The following is an 18,035-nucleotide window of genomic DNA, read 5'->3' on the forward strand; positions in this document are numbered from 1 at the left end:
CCGTGGGTAGTTGACGCGGCATGCACGACGTACGCACCGTAAGGGCGCCCTCCATGCTGCGGCTCGCGGCCGCCTCGCTCGCCGGGACGGCCATCGAGTTCTACGACTTCTTCGTCTACGGGACCGCGGCGGCGCTGGTCCTGGGGCCGCTGTTCTTCCCGACGTTCTCGCCGCTGGCGGGGACCCTGGCCGCCTTCGCCACGTTCGGCGTGGGGTTCGTGGCGCGGCCGCTGGGTTCGGTGCTGTTCGGGCACATCGGGGACCGGCGCGGGCGGCGGCCGGTCCTCGTCGCGTCGTTGCTGCTGACGGGCGGCGCCACGGTCGCGGTCGGCTGTGTACCGACATACGACTCGATCGGGGTGACCGCTCCCCTGCTGCTGCTCGTGCTGCGGTTCCTGCAGGGCCTGGGGCTCGGCGGGGAGTGGGGCGGGGCCGTGCTGCTGACGGCCGAGCACGCGCCGCCCGAGCGGCGGGCCCTGTGGTCGAGCTTCCCCCAGATCGGGCCCGCGGTGGGATTTCTGCTCGCCAACGGCGTGATGCTCGTCCTGTCGGCGTCGCTGACCGAGGCGCAGTTCGCCGCGTGGGGGTGGCGGGTGCCGTTCTGGGCTGCGGGGGTGCTGGCCGTGGCGGGGCTGTGGCTGCGGTCGTCGCTCGCCGAGAGTCCCAGCTTCCTCGAGATCGACGACCACGCGCGTGTGCCGCTCGTCGAGGTCGTGCGCGACCACTGGCGGCTCGTCCTGCTGACGGCCGGGGCGCTCGCGGTCGGGTACGCGATCTTCTACGCCGTCACGACCTGGTCCCTCGCGTATGCGACGGAGCGGCTGGGCGTGGGCCGTACGGTCATGCTGGCCTGCATCATGGCCGCGGTCGTGGTGAAGGGATCGCTCACGCCGGTGGCGGCGTTGCTCGGCGACCGCTACGGGCGGCGGCCGCTGTGTCTGACGGGGTGCGCGGTGGCGGCCGTGTGGATGTTCCCGATGGTCGCGCTGCTCTCGACCGGCGAACCGCTGCTGATGTTCCTGGGGTTCCTGGGCGCGCTGCTCGCGTTCATCACGATGTTCGCCGTGATCGCCGCGTATCTGCCGGAGCTGTACGAGCCGAGGGTGCGCTGCACGGGCGCCGCGGTCGGCTACAACCTCGGCGGGGTCCTCGGGGGCGCGCTCACACCGATCGTGGCGACGGCGCTCGCCGAGCGGGGGGGCCGGGTGCCGTGGGGCGTGGGGGCGTATCTGACGGGGATCGCGCTGCTGAGCCTGGGGTGCTTCGCGCTGCTGCCGGAGACGCGTCCGGTGCCGGTGGCCGCCGCGGCGGAGCGGGCCATGGATTGATCCGGGGAATCGGTCCATGGATCGGTCAGCAGGTCGGTCTACGGATTGATCGCCAGCTCCAGGTAGGCCGCGAACAGCACCAGGTGTACGCCGCCCTGGAGCGGGGTGGCCCGGCCCGGCACCACCGTCAGGGAGCTGACCACCACGGTCAGGGCCAGCAACACCATGTGGGTGGCGCCCAGGCCCAGGACGAGCGGGCCGTCGAGCCAGATGGAGGCCAGGGCGACGGCGGGAATGGTGAGGCCGATGCTGGCCATCGCGGAGCCGAGCGCGAGGTTGAGGCTGGTCTGCACGCGGTCGCGGCGCGCGGAGCGCAGCGCGGCGATGGTCTCGGGGAGCAGCACCAGCAGGGCGATGATCACGCCGACGACGGCATGGGGCAGTCCGGCCGCGGACACCCCGGACTCGATGGTGGACGACACGCCCTTGGCCAGGCCGACGACGCCGATCAGGGCCAGTCCCAGCAGCCCGAGGCTGATCCGGGCGGTGCGGGAGGACGGCGCGTCGGCGTGGTCGTCGACGGTGACGACCACGCCCTGGCGGGTGATCGGGAGGAAGTAGTCGCGGTGCCGCACGGTCTGGGTCGCCACGAACAGGCCGTACAGGACCAGCGAGGAGAGCGCGGCGAAGGTCAGCTGGACGCCGGAGAACTCCGGGCCCGGCTTGCTCGTCGTGAACGTCGGCAGGACCAGGCTGAGGGTGGCCAGGGTGGCGACGGTCGCGAGGGCGGCGCCGGTGCCCTCGGGGTTGAAGACGGCGATGCCGTGGCGCAGCGAGGCGACCAGGAGGCAGATGCCGACGATGCCGTTGCAGGTGATCATCACGGCCGCGAAGACCGTGTCCCGGGCGAGAGTCGAACTTTTGCCACCGCCGTCGGCCATCAGGGTGACGATGAGGGCGACTTCGATGATGGTGACGGCGACGGCGAGAACGAGGGAACCGAAGGGTTCGCCGACCCGGTGCGCGACCACTTCGGCGTGGTGCACGGCGGCCAGGACGGCGCCCGCGAGGACCAGGGTCACCAGGGCGACGATCACGCCCGGCAGATCGCGCCCCCAGGTAAGGGCCAGGAGGACGACGGCGAGCACCGGCACGAGGATCGTCCACTGGGTGGTGAGCGACCTGAGCCGAGTGATCATGCGGCGATCGTCGCAGAGGGGGTAGGGCCCCGCACCCTGGCGGGACGGGGCCCCACGGGCCTCACTTGAGCTCGGTGACGTCCACCAGATCGCAGTCCGTGAAGGTCGGCGCCTTGGTGCACAACGCGGCCATCTGCTCCGCGAACTTGCCCGTCTCCGGGTCGCCGCTGTTGCGCATGGCCTCCTCGTAGGAGTCGAACTCGATGACGACGAGGTAGCGGTTGGGATTACTGCGGTCCCTCAGCACCATGCGGTGGGTGGGGCCGTCGGTGCGGCCGGCGAACTGTTCCTCCGCCCGCCGGCCCATTGCCTGCATCTCTTCGATGCGGTCGGTCTCGTAGTCGATGATCTGCACGAACTTCATGGGTGCGTCCATGGTGCCTCCACCCGGCCGTGGCGTCTCCGGGCGGGAGACGCTCCGCACACAACGGAAGCACCGGGAGCGGTGGGCGGCAATTGGCCGCACGGCGCTCCCGGTGCTGGTTGTTCCTACGACCGACGTGGTCAGACGTCGATGCTGTCCTTCGGAGCGCCATCGCTCTGCGCCTGCGCCGCCTCGGCCGCCGCCTGCTTCTTGGAGGCGCGGAGGCTGGTGATCGTGGTGACGATCAGGACCGCGCAGATCACGCCGAGGGAGACGGGGATGGAGATCTCCGGGACATGGACCCCGGACTCGTGCAGCGCGTGCAGCACCAGCTTGACGCCGATGAAGCCGAGGATGATCGACAGGCCGTAGCTGAGGTGGACCAGCTTCCTCAGCAGACCGCCGATGAGGAAGTACAGCTGGCGCAGACCCATCAGGGCGAACGCGTTGGCCGTGAACACGATGTACGGGTCCTGGGTCAGGCCGAAGATCGCGGGGATCGAGTCCAGGGCGAAGAGCACATCGGTGGTGCCGATCGCGAGCATCACGACCAGCATCGGGGTCATGACCCGCTTGCCGTTCTGCTGGATCCACAGCTTGGTGCCGTGGTAGCGGTCGGCGACTCCGAACCTGCGCTCGGCCGCCTTGAGGAGCTTGTTCTCCTCCCACTCCTCGTCCTCCTCGCTGGCCCGGGCCTCCTGGATGAGCTTCCAGGCGGTCCAGATGAGGAAAGCACCGAAGATGTAGAACACCCACGCGAAGCTGGCGAGGATCGCGGCACCCGCGGCGATGAAGATGGCCCTGAGCACCAGGGCTATGAGGACACCGACGAGCAGGACCCGCTGCTGGTACTGCGACGGGACCGAGAACTTCGCCATGATCAGGACGAAGACGAAGAGGTTGTCGACGCTCAGGGACTTCTCGGTGATGAAGCCCGCGAAGAACTCTCCGCCGGCCTGGCCACCGCCGAAGATGAACAGGCCCAGCCCGAAGAGGCCGGCCAGGGCGATCCAGACGACCGTCCAGATTCCGGCTTCCTTGATGGACACGTCGTGCGGCTTGCGGCCGATGAAGAAGTCGACCGCGATCAGGGCTGCGAGGCCCACGATTGTCAGGACCCACAGGGTCACGGAAACATCCACTGCTGCGCCTCCGGCATGACGTAACGGCAAATAACCAGCGTCGTCGCGCTGCCGGAGGTCTCTTCCACCCAAGGTGGGCCGACGCCCCGGGATCAGATCCGATCCGTATTGACGGGTACGCCGCATCGACAGGGAGTACTCCCCTCCGTGAGGAAGACGGTACCCCAATCACCAAGGAAAGGTAAAGCGATTGGCAAAAGAAAGGTCAAAGCACCTGGTCAGGCGACTTTACGTGTACTTGGTACGGGCCGCCGCCACCTGCTGAAGCACCTGCTGGAGCACCTGACTGCCCGCCGGCACGAGCGAGGGCTCGTACGTCCAGGCATGCCCCACCCACGGGTCGGCGAGATGGTCGTCGGGAACCGGTGTGAGTCGCATCAGCGAACGCCACAGCGGGTCGAGCAACGGACCGTACCCGGAGGCCTCCTCGCGGTCCGCGACCATCATCAGGTGGACGCCGACCGCCGGGCCCTCGTCGGCGAGGTAGCGCAGCTGGGTCACGGCGCGGTCGTCGAAGCCGTGCGGGAAGTCGTTGACGATCAGGAGCTGCTCGGAGGTGTCGAAGCCGGGCGGGAGCGCGTCGGGCGCGCCGCCCCGCACCGCCATCTGCACCAGGTCGACCCGTTGGGTGAGCCGGGCCAGGACGTCCGTCACACCCGCCGCGCCGACCGCGGGCGGGGCCGCGAGCACGCCGCTCTGCACCAGTGGCACCAGCGCCTGTCCGCCCGAGCCCGCCGGGTCGATGACGTGGACGGTGAACTCGCGCGCGGGATAGACGGCGAGCAGCCGGGCCGCGACCGCCACCGCGGTGTCCATGGCCAGGCGCTTCACTTCGTGGGAGTCGGTGTACGAGCCGTCGATCGTGCCGGCCCGCCCGCTGTCGATCCACAGTCCGCGCTCCAGCGGGAGCCTGACCAGCATCGGGATGCTCACCTGCGGGGCCTCGGGAAGGTGGAGGTCGCCCAGGCGCAGGGCCATGGGGATCTCCATCGGCACCCGGTAGCCGTGCCAGACAGGGTTGTCCCAGCGGGCGTACGCCGGCGGCAGCGCAGGTTCCACGACATCGGCCTCGGCGGCGAGCTGCGCGAGGTCCCGGTCGAGGGCCGCCTGGGCCTGGTCGACGAGCTGGGCGTGCTTGGCGCGGGCCGCCTCGCGCGCGGCGTCGCCCTGGCCCCCGATCCGGCTGCGCGGGTCGGACAGGACCTGGTCGAGCTCCTTCTCCATGCGTGACTCGGCGAAGTCGACGGCACTGCGGTACGCGGCCATGGAGCGGGCCAGGTCCTCGAACATGCCCCACACCTGGTTGTAGAGCCGCTCGTCCATGGACCAGCCGGTCGCGTCCCCCGCGACGGGCTGCTGCGGCTGCCCGGGCTGGGCCGGGGGCGCGGTCGGCGGGGGCGGCGGCGGTGCGGTGGTCTGCCGGTGCGGGTGGCTGTAGTCGACCGGACCGCCCGCGGTGGGCGCGGACGGCTGGGTGGCCGCGGAGGGGTCCGTGGAGCCCGGCTGGGCGCCCTGCGCACCGTAGGGAGAGGTGGGCTGGCCGGACGTCTGGGCGCCGTAGGGCGAGGTCGGCGGCTGCGGTGGTACGGCTCCCTGAGGTGCCGTACCCCCCTGGTCCGGGCCGAGTGCCGGTGCGGCCGTCTGCCGGGTGCGGTCGCCGTCGGCGGTGCGCGGCGGGGCCGGGACGGAGCGGGCCAGACCCTGGGCCACGGCCTCGTTGATGCTGCCGGCGAGCGTGTGGGCCTCCGGCATGCCCTGGTCCGCCAGGAGTTCGGCGAGGCCGCCGGCGTACCCCTGGCCGACGGCGCGCACCTTCCAGGCGCCCTGACGGCGGTAGAGCTCCAGGGCGACGACGGCGGACTCGGCCTCCAGGCCGGTGATGGTGTAGCTGGCGACCTCGGCGCCGTCGAGGCCGGTGACCGCGACGAAGGGGGCGGCCAGGCCGCCGAAGCGGACCGGGCCCGCCACTCCCGTGGGCAGGGCGAGCAGCACACTGATCCGGTGCACCACCTCCGGCATGGCGCCGAGGTCCACCGCGAGGCGGTGGTCGGCGGCTGCCTGCCGGGAGACCTCCAGGCCCGGCAGGGTGGGTGCGCCCGGGTGGGCCACCCACTCCACGCCGTGGACCTTGCCGTGCTCGTCGCTCAACGCGGCTCCGGCCACGATCGGCTTGCCGGCCGAGACCCGGATCTCGAGACGGGCCTGGGAGAGCGGGTGGTTCTGCCCCCGCACCAGCTCGGCCGTCATGCCTTCGTCCCCCTGTGTCGCTGTTCGGTGTCGGGTACCGCTCGCGCGGCTTACAGGTGCGGCAGGATCGCCGGCATCAGGTCCTGGAAGGTACGGCCGTTGGCCGGAGTACCCAGGGCCGTCATCGTCCAGCCAGGGCCCGTGCGGTGCACCTTCGCCATGATCTGGGCCGTGTAGGCGCCACCGCCCGCGAGCGTGTAGCGGGCCAGCTCCTGGCCGTTGGTCTCGTCGACCAGGCGGCAGAACGCGTTCTGCACCTCCTGGAAGGTCTGGCCCGTGAAGGAGTTCACGGTGAAGACGATCTGGTCGATGTGGACCGGGATGCGCGCCAGGTCGACGAGGATCGCCTCGTCGTCGCCACCCTGGCCGACACCGCCGACGAGGTTGTCGCCGGTGTGGCGCACCGAGCCGTCGTCGCTCACCAGGTGGCGGAAGAAGACGACGTCGACCGGCTGCTTGTCCGCGAACAGGACAGCGGAGGCGTCGAGGTCGATCTCCCGGGTGCGCGAGCCGAACAGGCCGCGACGGGGAGCCGCCTGCCAGCCGAGACCCATGCGCACCGAAGTCAGGCTGCCGCCATCGTTCTTCTGCAGACTGATGGCCTGACCCTTGGTCATGTTGACGGTCACGCGCTGATTCCCCTCTCGAACTGTCCCCTGTTACCGCGGGCTCCGCGGTTGACCAGAACCCTACGCAGTGGCACTGACAGTGCCGCTACCCAGGTCCGCACTTTGTGTCGGTCTTGCAACACAGCGCGTTCGCAGCGGGGACGGGGCGCCCGTCAGGCCAGGCCGGCCTCCCTCATCTGACGCAGTTCCTTCTTCATCTCGGAGACCTCGTCGCGCAGCCGGGCCGCGATCTCGAACTGGAGGTCGCCGGCGGCGGCGCGCATGCGCTCGGTCATCTCCTCGATCTGCCCCGCGAGCTCGGCAGCGGGCCGGTCGGTGGGCACGGTCTCCTTGGCCTTGCCCTTGGCGCCCTTGGCCGCCTTGCCGCCGAGAGAGGGCACGGGGGCCTTGGCGGCCTTGCCGTCCTTCTGCTTGCGGTACCCGGAGCCGAGCAGCTGCTCGGTGTCGATGTCCTCGCGGGCGATCTGCGCCACGATGTCGTTGATCTTCTTGCGGAGCGGCTGGGGGTCGATGCCGTTCGCCGTGTTGTACGCGACCTGCTTCTCCCGGCGCCGGTTGGTCTCGTCGATGGCCTTCGCCATCGCCGGGGTGATCTTGTCGGCGTACATGTGGACCTGACCGGAGACGTTGCGCGCCGCGCGGCCGATGGTCTGGATCAGGGAGGTGCCGGAGCGCAGGAAGCCCTCCTTGTCGGCGTCGAGGATGGCCACCAGGGACACCTCGGGCAGGTCGAGGCCCTCGCGCAGGAGGTTGATGCCGACCAGGACGTCGTACTCGCCGGAGCGCAGCTCCCTCAGCAGTTCGACGCGGCGCAGGGTGTCGACGTCGCTGTGCAGATAACGGACCTGGATGCCGAGCTCCAGGAAGTAGTCGGTGAGGTCCTCGGACATCTTCTTGGTGAGCGTGGTGACCAGGACACGCTCGTCCTTCTCGGTGCGCTTGCGAATCTCGTGCACCAGGTCGTCGATCTGGCCCTCGGTGGGCTTGACCACGACCTCCGGGTCGATGAGGCCCGTCGGGCGGATGATCTGCTCGACGACGCCGTCCCCCCGGGAGAGCTCGTACTTGCCCGGCGTCGCGGACAGGTAGACGGTCTGTCCGATCCGCTCCTGGAACTCCTCCCACTTCAGAGGGCGGTTGTCGAGGGCGGAGGGCAGCCGGAAGCCGTGGTCGACGAGGGTGCGCTTGCGGGAGGCGTCGCCCTCGTACATGGCGCCGATCTGCGGGACCGTGACGTGCGACTCGTCGATGACGAGCAGGAAGTCGTCCGGGAAGTAGTCCAGCAGGGTGTTCGGCGGGGAGCCGGGCTCGCGGCCGTCGAAGTGCATCGAGTAGTTCTCGACGCCCGAGCAGGAGCCGATCTGGCGGAGCATCTCGAGGTCGTACGTCGTTCGCATGCGCAGACGCTGGGCCTCCAGGAGTTTGCCCTGCTTCTCCAGCTCGGTGAGGCGCTCGCCCAGTTCCTTCTCGATGTCGTTGGCCGCCCGCTCCAGGCGCTCGGGGCCGGCGACGTAGTGGGAGGCCGGGAAGATGTACAGCTGCTGGTCGTCGCTGATGATCTCGCCGGTGAGCGGGTGGAGGGTGGACAGGGCCTCGATCTCGTCGCCGAACATCTCGATGCGGACGGCGAGTTCCTCGTAGACCGGGAAGATCTCGATGGTGTCGCCGCGGACGCGGAAGGTGCCGCGGCTGAAGGCCAGGTCGTTGCGCGTGTACTGGATGTCCACGAAGCGGCGCAGCAGCTGGTCGCGGTCGATCTCGTCGCCGACCCTGAGGGGGACCATGCGGTCCACGTACTCCTGCGGGGTGCCGAGGCCGTAGATGCAGGAGACCGAGGCGACCACGATGACGTCACGGCGGGTGAGCAGCGAGTTGGTCGCGGAGTGGCGCAGGCGCTCGACCTCCTCGTTGATCGAGGAGTCCTTCTCGATGTAGGTGTCCGACTGCGGGACGTAGGCCTCGGGCTGGTAGTAGTCGTAGTACGAGACGAAGTACTCGACCGCGTTGTTCGGCAACAGCTCCCGGAACTCGTTCGCCAGCTGGGCGGCCAGGGTCTTGTTCGGGGCCATCACCAGGGTGGGCCGCTGGAGCTTCTCGATCATCCACGCTGTGGTGGCGGACTTGCCGGTGCCGGTCGCACCGAGGAGGACGACGTCCTTCTCACCGGCCTCGATGCGCTTGGCCAGGTCGGCGATGGCCGCCGGCTGGTCGCCGCTGGGCTGGTAGGGACTGACGACCTCGAAGGGCGCCACCGTGCGTTCGATCTGGGAAACGGGCCGCATGGAGTCCACCGTACGACCCCCCACTGACAACGCGGTCCGATCACCGGTTCTGCGGGGTGCGGGAGCTGCGGTGGCCGACGCCTCGGCGGGTGCGGATCGAGGTGCGGCGCGGGGTGTGCGGGGCGTCGGCGTGGGCCGGGATGCCGGGCTTGTTCTCGGGGGTCCACTCGGGTTTGCCCATGACCATCAGCGGGTCGAACATCACGACGACGCCGGCGATCAGCAGAAAGGCCAGGGGGCCGACCATCATCGGCGCGAGCAGTTCGGCGGGCGAGTCGCCCGAGGAGGGGGCGCCGGTGGCGCCGTGCAGATGGACGCTGAGGGCTGCCATGCCGGTGTAGTGCATACCGCTGACGGCGAGCCCCATGACGAGACTCGCGCCGACGCTCCACAGGAAGCCTCTGACCTGGCCGGCCGCCCACAGGGCCGCGGTGGCGGCGCACATGGCTATGACGACGGACGCGGCCACGGTGAGCGTGTTGTATTCCAGCTTTCCGTTGAACCGCATTCCGGCCATGCCGAGATAGTGCATGGAGGCGACGCCGAGGCCGGTGATGGTGCCGCCGGTGAACAGGGCCGTGCCGCTCGCGCCCTTGTAGCCGACTATGAAGATCCCGACGCCCACCATGACTATGGCGACGCCCAGACTCGCAAAGGTCGTCGGTTTGTCGTAGTGGATCGGGGCGCCCTTGACCGTGAAGCCCATCATGGCGACGAAGTGCATGGTCCAGATGCCGGAACCGATGGCCGCGGATCCGAGGGCGAGCCAGCCGGGTCTCCAGGAGTTCGAGACCAGCATGGACCGGGTGGTGCAGCGCAGGCCGAGGGCACCTCCCAGACAAGCCATGAGGTAGGCCACCAGCGGTGTGACGAGTCCGTAGCTGAATCCGTCGACCGTGCCTTGCATGCGCGGCTGTCCTTCCCGCCCTCTTGCGTCCCGGAATGTGCTGAAATACGCCCCCTCCCAGGACCGCCCGGGCGGTCAGGGTTGAGGCAGAGAGTATGACTCCCACCGGAATGGTCGAACGATTTTCCGGCAAAGAAACACGCCCTTGCCGCAGTTGTGCGGCACCAGTGAGCGGAGTTGGGCAACCCCATTCAATCTGTGGTCATTCTGTACCCCCCTGCTGTTGACCCACTGCTGTCACAGTTGAGCTGTCCGTGATCGCTCGACGCAAGGAGTCAGCATGCACGCGCGCGCAGTTGCCGCCACGACCTCCGCGCTCCTGGGGGCTGCCACCCTCCTGCTCCCAGCCTCCGACGTCCGCGCCGTCGAGGTCGGCGAACCGCCGACGGTCATCGCCCACCGGGGCGCGTCCGCCTACGCCCCCGAGAACACCCTGGCCGCCGTCGACAAGGCGGCCGAGCTGGGCATCCGCTGGGTCGAGAACGACGTCCAGCGCACCCATGACGGCGAGCTCGTCGTCCTTCACGACGACAACCTGCGGCGCACCACCGACGTCGAGGAGGTCTTCCCCGACCGGGCGCCCTGGAAGGTGAAAGACTTCACGGCGGCCGAGATCGCGCGTCTCGACGCGGGAAGCTGGTTCGGCCCCGCGTACGCGGGCGCGCGCGTTCCGACGCTGGAGCAGTACGTGCACCGCGTCGACCGCAACCACCAGAAGCTGCTGCTGGAGATCAAGAACCCCGAGCTGTACCCGGGGATCGAGCAGCAGACCCTCAAGGTCCTCGCCAACGAGAGCTGGCTCGACCGGCAGCACCGGTCCAAGCTGATCGTGCAGAGCTTCAGCGCGGACTCCGTGCGGACCGTCCACAAGCTGAAGCCCGACGTCAAGACCGGCCTGCTCGGCACGCCGACCGTGGCGGACCTGACCGTCTACGCGCAGTTCACCGACCAGATCAACCCGTCGCACAGCACCATCTCCACCGGGTACGTCTCCGCCGTACAGGCGTTCACGGGGGCGCACGGCAAGCCGCTGGAGGTCTTCACCTGGACCGTCAACGACGCCGCGACCGCGAGGCGGGTCGCGAGGTACGGCGTCGACGGCATCATCACCAACACGCCGGACGTGGTGCGGGACGCGGTGGGAGCGCCCTGAGAGCCGCCCCGCCCGGGGAGCCGCCGTACTCCGGCCGCACCCCGGGCGTTGTCAGTGGCGGGTCGTACGGTGGGTCGCATGAACAGCCATGGGCAGTACGAGCAGCAGGTCGTGTGGGCCGTGGTGGGCACCGACATCGGTCCGCTGCTGCTGGCCGCGACCCGTGAGGGTCTGGTCAACGTCGTGTTCCACGCCACCGAGGCGGTGCGCGACCACGCGCTCGACCGGCTGGCGTCCCGGCTGGGCACCGAGCCCGTGGAAACGCCCGGCTCCCCGCTGCTGGCCGAGGCGATACGCCAGGTGGAGGCGTACTTCGCGGGCGCGCGGCACGACTTCGAGCTACCGCTGGACTGGTCGCTGATCTCCGGCTTCAACCGTGAGGTGCTGCGCGAGCTGGCGTCCGGGGTGCCGTTCGGCAGCGTCGTGGGATACGGCGACCTGGCCGGACGGGTCGGCCAGCCGGGGGCGGCTCAGGCCGTGGGGGCGGCAATGGGCGCCAATCCGCTGCCGGTGGTCGTGCCCTGCCACCGGGTCGTCGCGAGCGACGGCGGCATCGGCGGGTTCGGGGGCGGTCTGGAGACCAAGCGGAAGCTGCTCGCCCTGGAGGGAGTGCTTCCGGAACCGCTGTTCTGAGGACCGGAAAGCGGGCCGGATCCGTCCCCGCGCGAAGGCTGGCCGGAAAGCTGCGGCGGTAGCAGACTCCGCCATGCGCACAGCCACTGGCATCCGAAGACTTCGGAGCCGAAGGGACGGCGATCACGCATGAGCGCAACCGGAAACAGGGCAGTCGCGTATCTCAAGCCGGGCGCGGTGGAGGTCAGGACCATCGACTACCCGACGCTCGAGCTCCAGGACGGGCCGGGGGTCGCAGTCGCCAACGTCGGCCGCAAGTGCCGGCACGGTGTGATCCTCAAGGTGCTCGCCAGCAACATCTGCGGCAGCGACCAGCACATGGTGCGCGGGCGGACGACCGCGCCCGAGGGGCTGGTCCTCGGACACGAGATCACCGGAGAGGTCGTCGAACGGGGACCGGACGTCGAGACCCTCGACGTCGGCGACATCGTCTCCGTACCGTTCAACATCGCCTGCGGGCGATGCCGCAACTGCAAGGAACGCAAGACCGGCATCTGTCTGAACGTCAACCCGGCACGGCCCGGGGCGGCCTACGGATATGTCGACATGGGCGGCTGGGTCGGCGGCCAGGCCGAGTACGCCATGGTGCCGTACGCGGACTTCAACCTGCTGAAGTTCCCGGACCGGGACCAGGCGCGCGAGAAGCTGCTCGACCTGACCATGCTGTCGGACATCTTCCCGACCGGCTTCCACGGCGTGGTGAGCTCGGGTGCCGGCGTCGGTTCGACGGTGTACGTCGCGGGAGCGGGGCCGGTGGGCCTGGCGGCGGCCGCGTCCGCGCAGCTGCTGGGCGCCGCGGTCGTCATCGTCGGCGACCTCAACGCCGAGCGGCTCGCCCAGGCGCGGAGCTTCGGCTGCGAGACCGTCGACGTCTCTCGGGGCAGCGTGGGCGAGCAGATCGCGCAGATCCTCGGGGAACCCGAGGTGGACGCCGCGGTCGACGCGGTCGGCTTCGAGGCACGGGCCCACGGCCCGCAGGCCCCTGAGGCGCCAGCGACGGTCCTCAACTCGCTGATGGGCATCACGCGCGCGGGCGGCGCTCTGGGCATTCCCGGTCTCTACGTCACGGACGACCCGGGCGGGGTCGACGCGGACGCGAAGTCCGGGACGCTGAAGGTGCGGCTCGGGCTCGGCTGGGCCAAGAGTCACCGCTTCACCACCGGTCAGTGCCCGGTGATGCAGTACCACCGGAACCTGATGCGGGCGATCCTGCACGAGCGCGTGCACATCGCCAAAGCGGTCAACGCGACCGTGATCGGCATCGAGGACGCACCCCGCGGCTACGCCGAGTTCGACCAGGGCGCCAGCCGAAAGTACGTGCTCGACCCGCATGGGGCGCTGGACGGCGTACGGCCGGTCTGACACCTCTGGAGGGGGCCACGCACGTGTGGCCCCCTCGCCACGCCCCACTACTCGTAGTGGCGGGCCTCGAAGACGTTCCCGTCGGGGTCGCGGAAGTAGAAGCTGCGGCGGGCCATGCCGCGGGCGCCGAAGGAGTCGTAGAAGAAGTCCGAGACGGGCACCGCCTGCTCCTCCAGGCGGACGCGGAGTGCCTGGAAGTCGTCGCCGGGCAGGGCCAGGCAGACATGGTTGACGGGATGTCCCGAGCTCTCGGTGGCGCCGGGGAGCATCGTCATGCGGTGCGTCATGGTGAGCGGCATCAGGTCGAAGATGGTCTCGTCATTGAGTCGTACAGAGGGGAAGGACACCGCTCCCGCGGCGTAGTCGGTGATCCTCAGGGGTGCCATGCCGACTGCCTTCTCGTAGAAGTCGGCCGATGCCACCGGGTCGCGCACCCAGAGGACGACATGGTCGAGACGTGTGGCGTTGTCCGTCATGTCCCCAGGCTGATGTCGTCCCCCACAGCCCGCAAGGGTTTGGCCGGGTGTGCTGCCCGCCAGAGATCAGGGAGGACCCATCGACAGGAGGCAGGCGCGTGGTGCTGGTGTTGTCGGAGGAAGTGCGCGAGGCGGTCGACGCGCGTCGACCCGTGGTGGCCCTCGAGTCCACGATCATCGCCCACGGGTTGCCGCGGCCGCGGAACCTGCAGGTGGCGCTGGAGCTGGAGGACGTCGTACGGCAGGAGGGTGCCGTTCCCGCGACGATCGCGGTGCTGGACGGGCGACCCCATGTCGGCCTGGACAAGCAGCAGTTGGAGCGGGTGGCCAACGAGGACGGGATCCGCAAGCTGGGCCATCGTGACCTGCCGCTCGCGGTGGCCGCCGGGGCGAGCGGGGCGACCACGGTGTCGGCGACGGCACAGCTGGCGGCGCTGGCGGGTGTGCGGGTGTTCGCGACCGGAGGGCTCGGTGGGGTGCACCGGGAGTGGACGGTGACGCAGGACGAGTCGGCGGACCTGGGGCTGCTGGCGCGCACGCGGATCACGGTGGTCTGCGCGGGCGTGAAGTCGATCCTCGACGTGCCGGCGACCCTGCAGCGGCTGGAGACACTGGGCGTGGCGGTGGCCGGGTACGGCACGGACCGCTTCCCCGGCTTCTACCTGTCCGATTCGGGGCATCCGGTGGACTGGACGCTGGACTCCCCGCAGCAGGTCGCGGACGTGATGCGGGCCCAGGACACCCTGGACGGACCCAGGTCGGCGCTGATCGTCGCCAACCCGGTCCCCGAGGCCGAGCAGTTGGACCCGGAGCTCCACGCGCGCGTGCTCGCGGACGCGTTGCGGGCCGCCGAGGAGGCGGGGGTCACCGGTCAGGGGGTCACGCCGTTCCTCCTCTCCTACCTCGTACGGCACACCGACGGCGCCTCCCTGAGCGCCAATCTGGCGGCGGTGCGGGGCAACGTCCGACTGGCGGGGCGGATCGCGGCGGCCTGGGCCGGGGCGTGACGGTCGCGGCGGACGGTGCCTGGGCCGAACCGGCTCCGGGTGGTGCGCTGTTGGTCGTCGGTGACGTCGTCACCGACATCGTGGCCCGGCACCGGGGACCACTCGCGCCGAGCACCGACACGGCTGCGGCGATCCGGACGCTGCCGGGCGGGGCGGGGGCCAACGTGGCCTGCTGGGCGGCCGGTCGGGGCGGCGTCGAGGTACGGCTGCTCGGGCGGGTGGGTGCGGACGCGGCCGCATGGCACGAGCGGGAGTTGGTGGCCTGCGGGGTACGGCCCCGTCTCGTCGTCGATGCGCAGGCGCCGACCGGGACGGTGATCTGCCTCGTCGACACGGGCGCCGCGGCCGAGCGGACGTTCCTCACGGACAGCGGCGCGGCCCTGCGGTTCGATCCGGACGACTGGTCGGACGCACTGCTCGACGGGGTGGCCCGCCTGCATCTGTCGGGCTACCTGCTGTTCTCGGAGCCGAGCCGGGCGCTGGTGGAAGTGGCCCTGTCCGCCGCACGCGCGCGTGGTGTGCCGGTGAGCCTGGATCCGGCGTCGACGGGGTTCCTCGTGGAACTCGGCGTCGACCGTTTCCTGACGCTGGTGGAGGGGATCGACGTCCTGCTGCCCAGCCGTGACGAGGCGTGTCTGCTGACGGGGCTGCCCGACCCGGCGGACGCGGCGGCCAAGCTGAGCCACCACGTCCCGCTGGTGGTCGCCAAACAGGGGGCGGACGGTGCGCTGCTGGCCCGCTCGGGCACGGTGCTCACCCAGGTCCCGGCCGTACCGGCGACGCCCAGGGACACCACGGGCGCGGGCGACGCGTTCACGGGCGCGTTCCTCGCCGCTCTCCTCACGGGTGCCGAGCCCGAGGAGGCGGCGCGGGAGGGGTGCCGGGCGGGGGCGATGGCGGTCGAGCGGGTGGGCGGCAGACCGCCGGCCGTGGCCGGCTGACGTTCGGCACCGGGGCGGCGGCTCGTGGGGAGCGGACCGCCGATCCCCACAGAGTGCCGGGCGGTGGCCCGTGGTGGACCGGCGCCGTGGGCCGCTCCGCGCCGCCTCCCGGACCCGAGCGGCGCCGCCCCAACGTCCGTCACCCGCCCCTGTCGGCGCCCGATCGCCGGCCGTTCCCGGCCGCCGTCAACGAAAGGGACCGCGGCTGCCGGCCCCTCCCGCACGCCGATCCCCGCCCCGCCCTACGCCTTGCGCCCCCACGCCGAGATCATCGGCGCCGTGGCCAGGTCCATGCCGCCCGCCGCGACGTTCGCCAGGTGCTGGTCGATGTCGTCGTCCGTGGCGAGGCCCGCGGTGACGAGTTGACCGCGGATCTGGCGGATCGTGGCGGACTCCAGGGCCGCGCAGGCGGGTGAGCTGAGCGGGAAGTACGCGTCGGCCTCCACACGGTGCAGGCCCGCCTCGCGGAGCAGGCGCGGCAGGCGGCGGCCGTAGGAGAGGTCGGCGCCGCGGTCGGCTAGCAGCCGGCGGAAGCCCTGGCGCAGACGGTTCGCCAACTGCTCGGCGGGGCCGCGGTCGTCGGGGCAGGTCAGGGGCTGGAGGGCGGGGTCGGCGTCCTCGATCAGGAGGCGGCCGCCGGGGCGCAGGGACTCGGCCATCGACCGCAACGCCCGTTCCCGGTCGGGCACGTGGACGAGGACGAGGCGGGCGTGGACGAGGTCGAAGCCCTCCCCCGGCGCCTCCTCCGCGCCCACGTCGTGGACCCGGACCTCGACCGGCGGGCGGGCGGCCGGGGCGAGCCGCGAGGTGTCGATGTCGGTCGCGACGACCCGTCCGGTCGGGCCGACCTTCTTGGCCAGCCAGGACACCACGGACGTGCCGCCGGCGCCGACCTCCCAGCAGCGCCAGCCGGGTCCGATGCCGAACGACTCGAGGTGCCGGAACGTCGTGGGGTCGAAGAGGGCGGCGAAGGCGTCGAAGCGCTCTGCGGCCTCGGCCTGTTGGTTGTCGAGGAGATACCCGTCGGTTCGCATCATGTCGCGATCATCCCATTTGCCAGTCTTGTCCATACGGGTCGACGCTCCGGCGCCCCGAAACGCCACCGTACGACGGTGCACGCCGGAACCAACGGCAGTCACCCCGCCGTCACAGCGGCCGAAGCCCGTCGTCCACAGGCGGGAACAAAGCGGAACATCCTGTTCCCACAGGCTTGCACGCCTTTTACCCCAAGCTGGCAGACTGGCCGGCCAGGGCGCAGAGATGCGGTGAGCGGGGATCCACCCAAGGAGATCCAGATGTCCATGGCAGGGAATCTGCGGAAGGTCACGAGCCTCAGCAGGGTCGGCGGCCTCCGCAAGGTGGCGCGGTTGGCGCGGCGGCGCCGGCGCGTCGACCTGAGCCACCCGGCCCGATCCCCCCTGGGTTCCTCCGTGGTGAACTGCGTGACGTACCGGGACGGCGGACGCGTCCTGGGCGGCAGCGACCTGGTCGACGCGGTGGAGCGGGTGCGCAAGCACGGCGACGGTTTCGTCTGGCTCGGTCTCCATGAACCGACGGACCAGGAGTTCGCGGGCATCGCGGAACTCTTCGAGCTCCATCCGCTGGCGGTGGAGGACGCGATCGAGGCACATCAGCGGCCGAAGCTGGAGCGGTACGACGACGTACTGTTCGCGGTGTTCAAGACGGTCTGCTACGTCGAGCACGAGGAGCTCACGGCGACGAGCGAGGTGGTGAACACCGGCGAGATCATGGTGTTCGTCGGCGAGGACTTCGTGATCACGGTCCGGCACGGCATGCACGGCTCGCTGGGCCCGCTGCGCGAGGAACTGGAGGCCGACCCGCAGCAGCTCGCCAAGGGCCCCGCCGCGGTGCTGCACGCGGTCGCGGACCATGTGGTCGACGACTATCTGCACGTCACCGACCTGGTGCAGGCCGACCTCGACCAGGTCGAGTCGGACGTCTTCTCCGAGAACGGCGCACGGCTGGACCCGGGGCGTATCTACCAGCTCAAGCGCGAACTCCTGGAGCTGAAGCGGGCCGTGGTCCCGCTGACCCGGCCCATCGAGGAGCTCTCCACCCGGCCGATACGGGCGGTCGCCCCGGAGATACAGGCCTACTTCCGCGATGTGTCCGACCATCTGCTGCGCGCCAAGGAGCAGATCGCCGCCTTCGACGAACTGCTCAACTCGATCCTGCAGGCACACCTCGCCCAGGTCTCGGTCGCACAGAACGAGGACATGCGGAAGATCACGGCCTGGGCCGCGATCGTCGCCGTGCCGACGATGGTCTGCGGGGTGTACGGCATGAACTTCGAGCACATGCCGGAACTGCGCTGGATGTTCGGCTATCCCCTGGTCCTCAGCGTGATAGCCGTCGCGTGTCTGACGCTGTACCGCGGCTTCCGGCGCAGCGGCTGGCTCTGAAC

At 70.4% G+C, this 18,035-nt stretch carries 16 protein-coding genes; 7 read left to right on the forward strand and 9 right to left on the reverse strand.

What is annotated here, in order from left to right:
• Positions 1–20 precede the first annotated feature (20 nt).
• On the forward strand, positions 21–1,328 hold the full coding sequence (locus OHU89_RS13895) for an MFS transporter (RefSeq protein ID WP_405642783.1): 1,308 nt from the start codon (positions 21–23) through the stop codon (positions 1,326–1,328).
• Between the two features lie 38 nt (positions 1,329–1,366).
• On the opposite strand, the gene OHU89_RS13900 is transcribed toward OHU89_RS13895, so the two are convergent.
• The 7 genes from OHU89_RS13900 to OHU89_RS13930 all read right to left on the reverse strand — a co-directional run bounded on the left by OHU89_RS13900 (position 1,367) and on the right by OHU89_RS13930 (position 10,038).
• A complete protein-coding gene (locus OHU89_RS13900) occupies positions 1,367–2,467 on the reverse strand; it encodes a calcium:proton antiporter (protein WP_405642785.1) in 1,101 nt (366 codons plus the stop codon).
• A gap of 61 nt (positions 2,468–2,528) precedes the next feature.
• Positions 2,529–2,843: a hypothetical protein gene (locus tag OHU89_RS13905; RefSeq protein ID WP_405642787.1), complete on the reverse strand. Its 315-nt coding sequence runs from the start codon at positions 2,841–2,843 to the stop codon at positions 2,529–2,531.
• 128 nt (positions 2,844–2,971) lie between these two features.
• Positions 2,972–3,973: a TerC/Alx family metal homeostasis membrane protein gene (locus OHU89_RS13910; RefSeq protein WP_405642789.1), complete on the reverse strand. Its 1,002-nt coding sequence runs from the start codon at positions 3,971–3,973 to the stop codon at positions 2,972–2,974.
• Positions 3,974–4,201: 228 nt separating this feature from the next.
• Positions 4,202–6,220: a TerD family protein gene (locus OHU89_RS13915; RefSeq protein WP_405642791.1), complete on the reverse strand. Its 2,019-nt coding sequence runs from the start codon at positions 6,218–6,220 to the stop codon at positions 4,202–4,204.
• 50 nt (positions 6,221–6,270) lie between these two features.
• A complete protein-coding gene (locus OHU89_RS13920) occupies positions 6,271–6,849 on the reverse strand; it encodes a TerD family protein (protein ID WP_046263565.1) in 579 nt (192 codons plus the stop codon).
• 152 nt (positions 6,850–7,001) lie between these two features.
• On the reverse strand, positions 7,002–9,131 hold the full coding sequence (gene uvrB, locus OHU89_RS13925; RefSeq protein ID WP_405642793.1) for an excinuclease ABC subunit UvrB: 2,130 nt from the start codon (positions 9,129–9,131) through the stop codon (positions 7,002–7,004).
• A gap of 40 nt (positions 9,132–9,171) precedes the next feature.
• Positions 9,172–10,038, reverse strand: coding sequence for an MHYT domain-containing protein (locus OHU89_RS13930; protein WP_405642795.1), 867 nt, complete (start codon positions 10,036–10,038; stop codon positions 9,172–9,174).
• Between the two features lie 280 nt (positions 10,039–10,318).
• Here OHU89_RS13930 and OHU89_RS13935 point away from each other — a divergent pair, with 280 nt between their 5' ends.
• The 3 genes from OHU89_RS13935 (at position 10,319) to fdhA (ending at position 13,186) form a co-directional block, all read left to right on the forward strand.
• Positions 10,319–11,191 (forward strand): glycerophosphodiester phosphodiesterase, encoded by an 873-nt coding sequence (locus tag OHU89_RS13935; protein ID WP_405642797.1) that lies wholly within the window; start codon positions 10,319–10,321, stop codon positions 11,189–11,191.
• 78 nt (positions 11,192–11,269) lie between these two features.
• Positions 11,270–11,824: a methylated-DNA--[protein]-cysteine S-methyltransferase gene (locus OHU89_RS13940; RefSeq protein ID WP_405642799.1), complete on the forward strand. Its 555-nt coding sequence runs from the start codon at positions 11,270–11,272 to the stop codon at positions 11,822–11,824.
• Between the two features lie 129 nt (positions 11,825–11,953).
• Positions 11,954–13,186, forward strand: coding sequence for a formaldehyde dehydrogenase, glutathione-independent (gene fdhA / locus OHU89_RS13945; protein ID WP_365394596.1), 1,233 nt, complete (start codon positions 11,954–11,956; stop codon positions 13,184–13,186).
• A gap of 47 nt (positions 13,187–13,233) precedes the next feature.
• Here the strand turns inward: fdhA and OHU89_RS13950 are convergent, their stop codons facing one another.
• Positions 13,234–13,662 carry a VOC family protein gene (locus OHU89_RS13950; RefSeq protein ID WP_405642801.1) on the reverse strand — a complete coding sequence of 143 codons (429 nt, stop codon included), beginning with the start codon at positions 13,660–13,662 and terminating at the stop codon, positions 13,234–13,236.
• Between the two features lie 98 nt (positions 13,663–13,760).
• Between OHU89_RS13950 and OHU89_RS13955 the strand changes: the two genes are divergently transcribed.
• Together OHU89_RS13955 and OHU89_RS13960 are read left to right on the forward strand one after the other, a co-directional pair.
• Positions 13,761–14,669 carry a pseudouridine-5'-phosphate glycosidase gene (locus tag OHU89_RS13955; RefSeq protein WP_405642803.1) on the forward strand — a complete coding sequence of 303 codons (909 nt, stop codon included), beginning with the start codon at positions 13,761–13,763 and terminating at the stop codon, positions 14,667–14,669.
• Positions 14,666–15,610, forward strand: a complete 945-nt coding sequence (locus OHU89_RS13960; RefSeq protein ID WP_405642805.1) for a carbohydrate kinase family protein — start codon at positions 14,666–14,668, stop codon at positions 15,608–15,610. The genes OHU89_RS13955 and OHU89_RS13960 overlap by 4 nt, the downstream gene beginning before the upstream one ends.
• A gap of 242 nt (positions 15,611–15,852) precedes the next feature.
• Here OHU89_RS13960 and OHU89_RS13965 read toward each other — a convergent pair whose 3' ends face one another.
• Positions 15,853–16,647: a methyltransferase domain-containing protein gene (locus tag OHU89_RS13965; RefSeq protein WP_405642807.1), complete on the reverse strand. Its 795-nt coding sequence runs from the start codon at positions 16,645–16,647 to the stop codon at positions 15,853–15,855.
• Positions 16,648–16,905: 258 nt separating this feature from the next.
• Here OHU89_RS13965 and corA point away from each other — a divergent pair, with 258 nt between their 5' ends.
• Positions 16,906–18,033: a magnesium/cobalt transporter CorA gene (gene corA, locus OHU89_RS13970; protein WP_266893915.1), complete on the forward strand. Its 1,128-nt coding sequence runs from the start codon at positions 16,906–16,908 to the stop codon at positions 18,031–18,033.
• The last annotated feature ends 2 nt before the right edge of the window (positions 18,034–18,035 follow it).

The sequence above is a fragment of the Streptomyces sp. NBC_00019 genome, assembly GCF_045041015.1.
Taxonomy (GTDB): Bacteria; Actinomycetota; Actinomycetes; order Streptomycetales; family Streptomycetaceae; genus Streptomyces.

Excerpts from the sequence above, each read along its gene's own strand:
- OHU89_RS13895 (WP_405642783.1), top strand. The coding sequence starts at position 21 with ATGCACGACGTACGCACCGTAAGGGCGCCCTCCATGCTGCGGCTCGCG.
- OHU89_RS13900 (WP_405642785.1), bottom strand. The coding sequence starts at position 2,467 with ATGATCACTCGGCTCAGGTCGCTCACCACCCAGTGGACGATCCTCGTG.
- OHU89_RS13905 (WP_405642787.1), bottom strand. The coding sequence starts at position 2,843 with ATGGACGCACCCATGAAGTTCGTGCAGATCATCGACTACGAGACCGAC.
- OHU89_RS13915 (WP_405642791.1), bottom strand. The coding sequence starts at position 6,220 with ATGACGGCCGAGCTGGTGCGGGGGCAGAACCACCCGCTCTCCCAGGCC.
- uvrB (WP_405642793.1), bottom strand. The coding sequence starts at position 9,131 with ATGCGGCCCGTTTCCCAGATCGAACGCACGGTGGCGCCCTTCGAGGTC.
- OHU89_RS13930 (WP_405642795.1), bottom strand. The coding sequence starts at position 10,038 with ATGCAAGGCACGGTCGACGGATTCAGCTACGGACTCGTCACACCGCTG.
- OHU89_RS13935 (WP_405642797.1), top strand. The coding sequence starts at position 10,319 with ATGCACGCGCGCGCAGTTGCCGCCACGACCTCCGCGCTCCTGGGGGCT.
- OHU89_RS13940 (WP_405642799.1), top strand. The coding sequence starts at position 11,270 with ATGAACAGCCATGGGCAGTACGAGCAGCAGGTCGTGTGGGCCGTGGTG.
- fdhA (WP_365394596.1), top strand. The coding sequence starts at position 11,954 with ATGAGCGCAACCGGAAACAGGGCAGTCGCGTATCTCAAGCCGGGCGCG.
- OHU89_RS13950 (WP_405642801.1), bottom strand. The coding sequence starts at position 13,662 with ATGACGGACAACGCCACACGTCTCGACCATGTCGTCCTCTGGGTGCGC.
- OHU89_RS13965 (WP_405642807.1), bottom strand. The coding sequence starts at position 16,647 with ATGATGCGAACCGACGGGTATCTCCTCGACAACCAACAGGCCGAGGCC.
- corA (WP_266893915.1), top strand. The coding sequence starts at position 16,906 with ATGTCCATGGCAGGGAATCTGCGGAAGGTCACGAGCCTCAGCAGGGTC.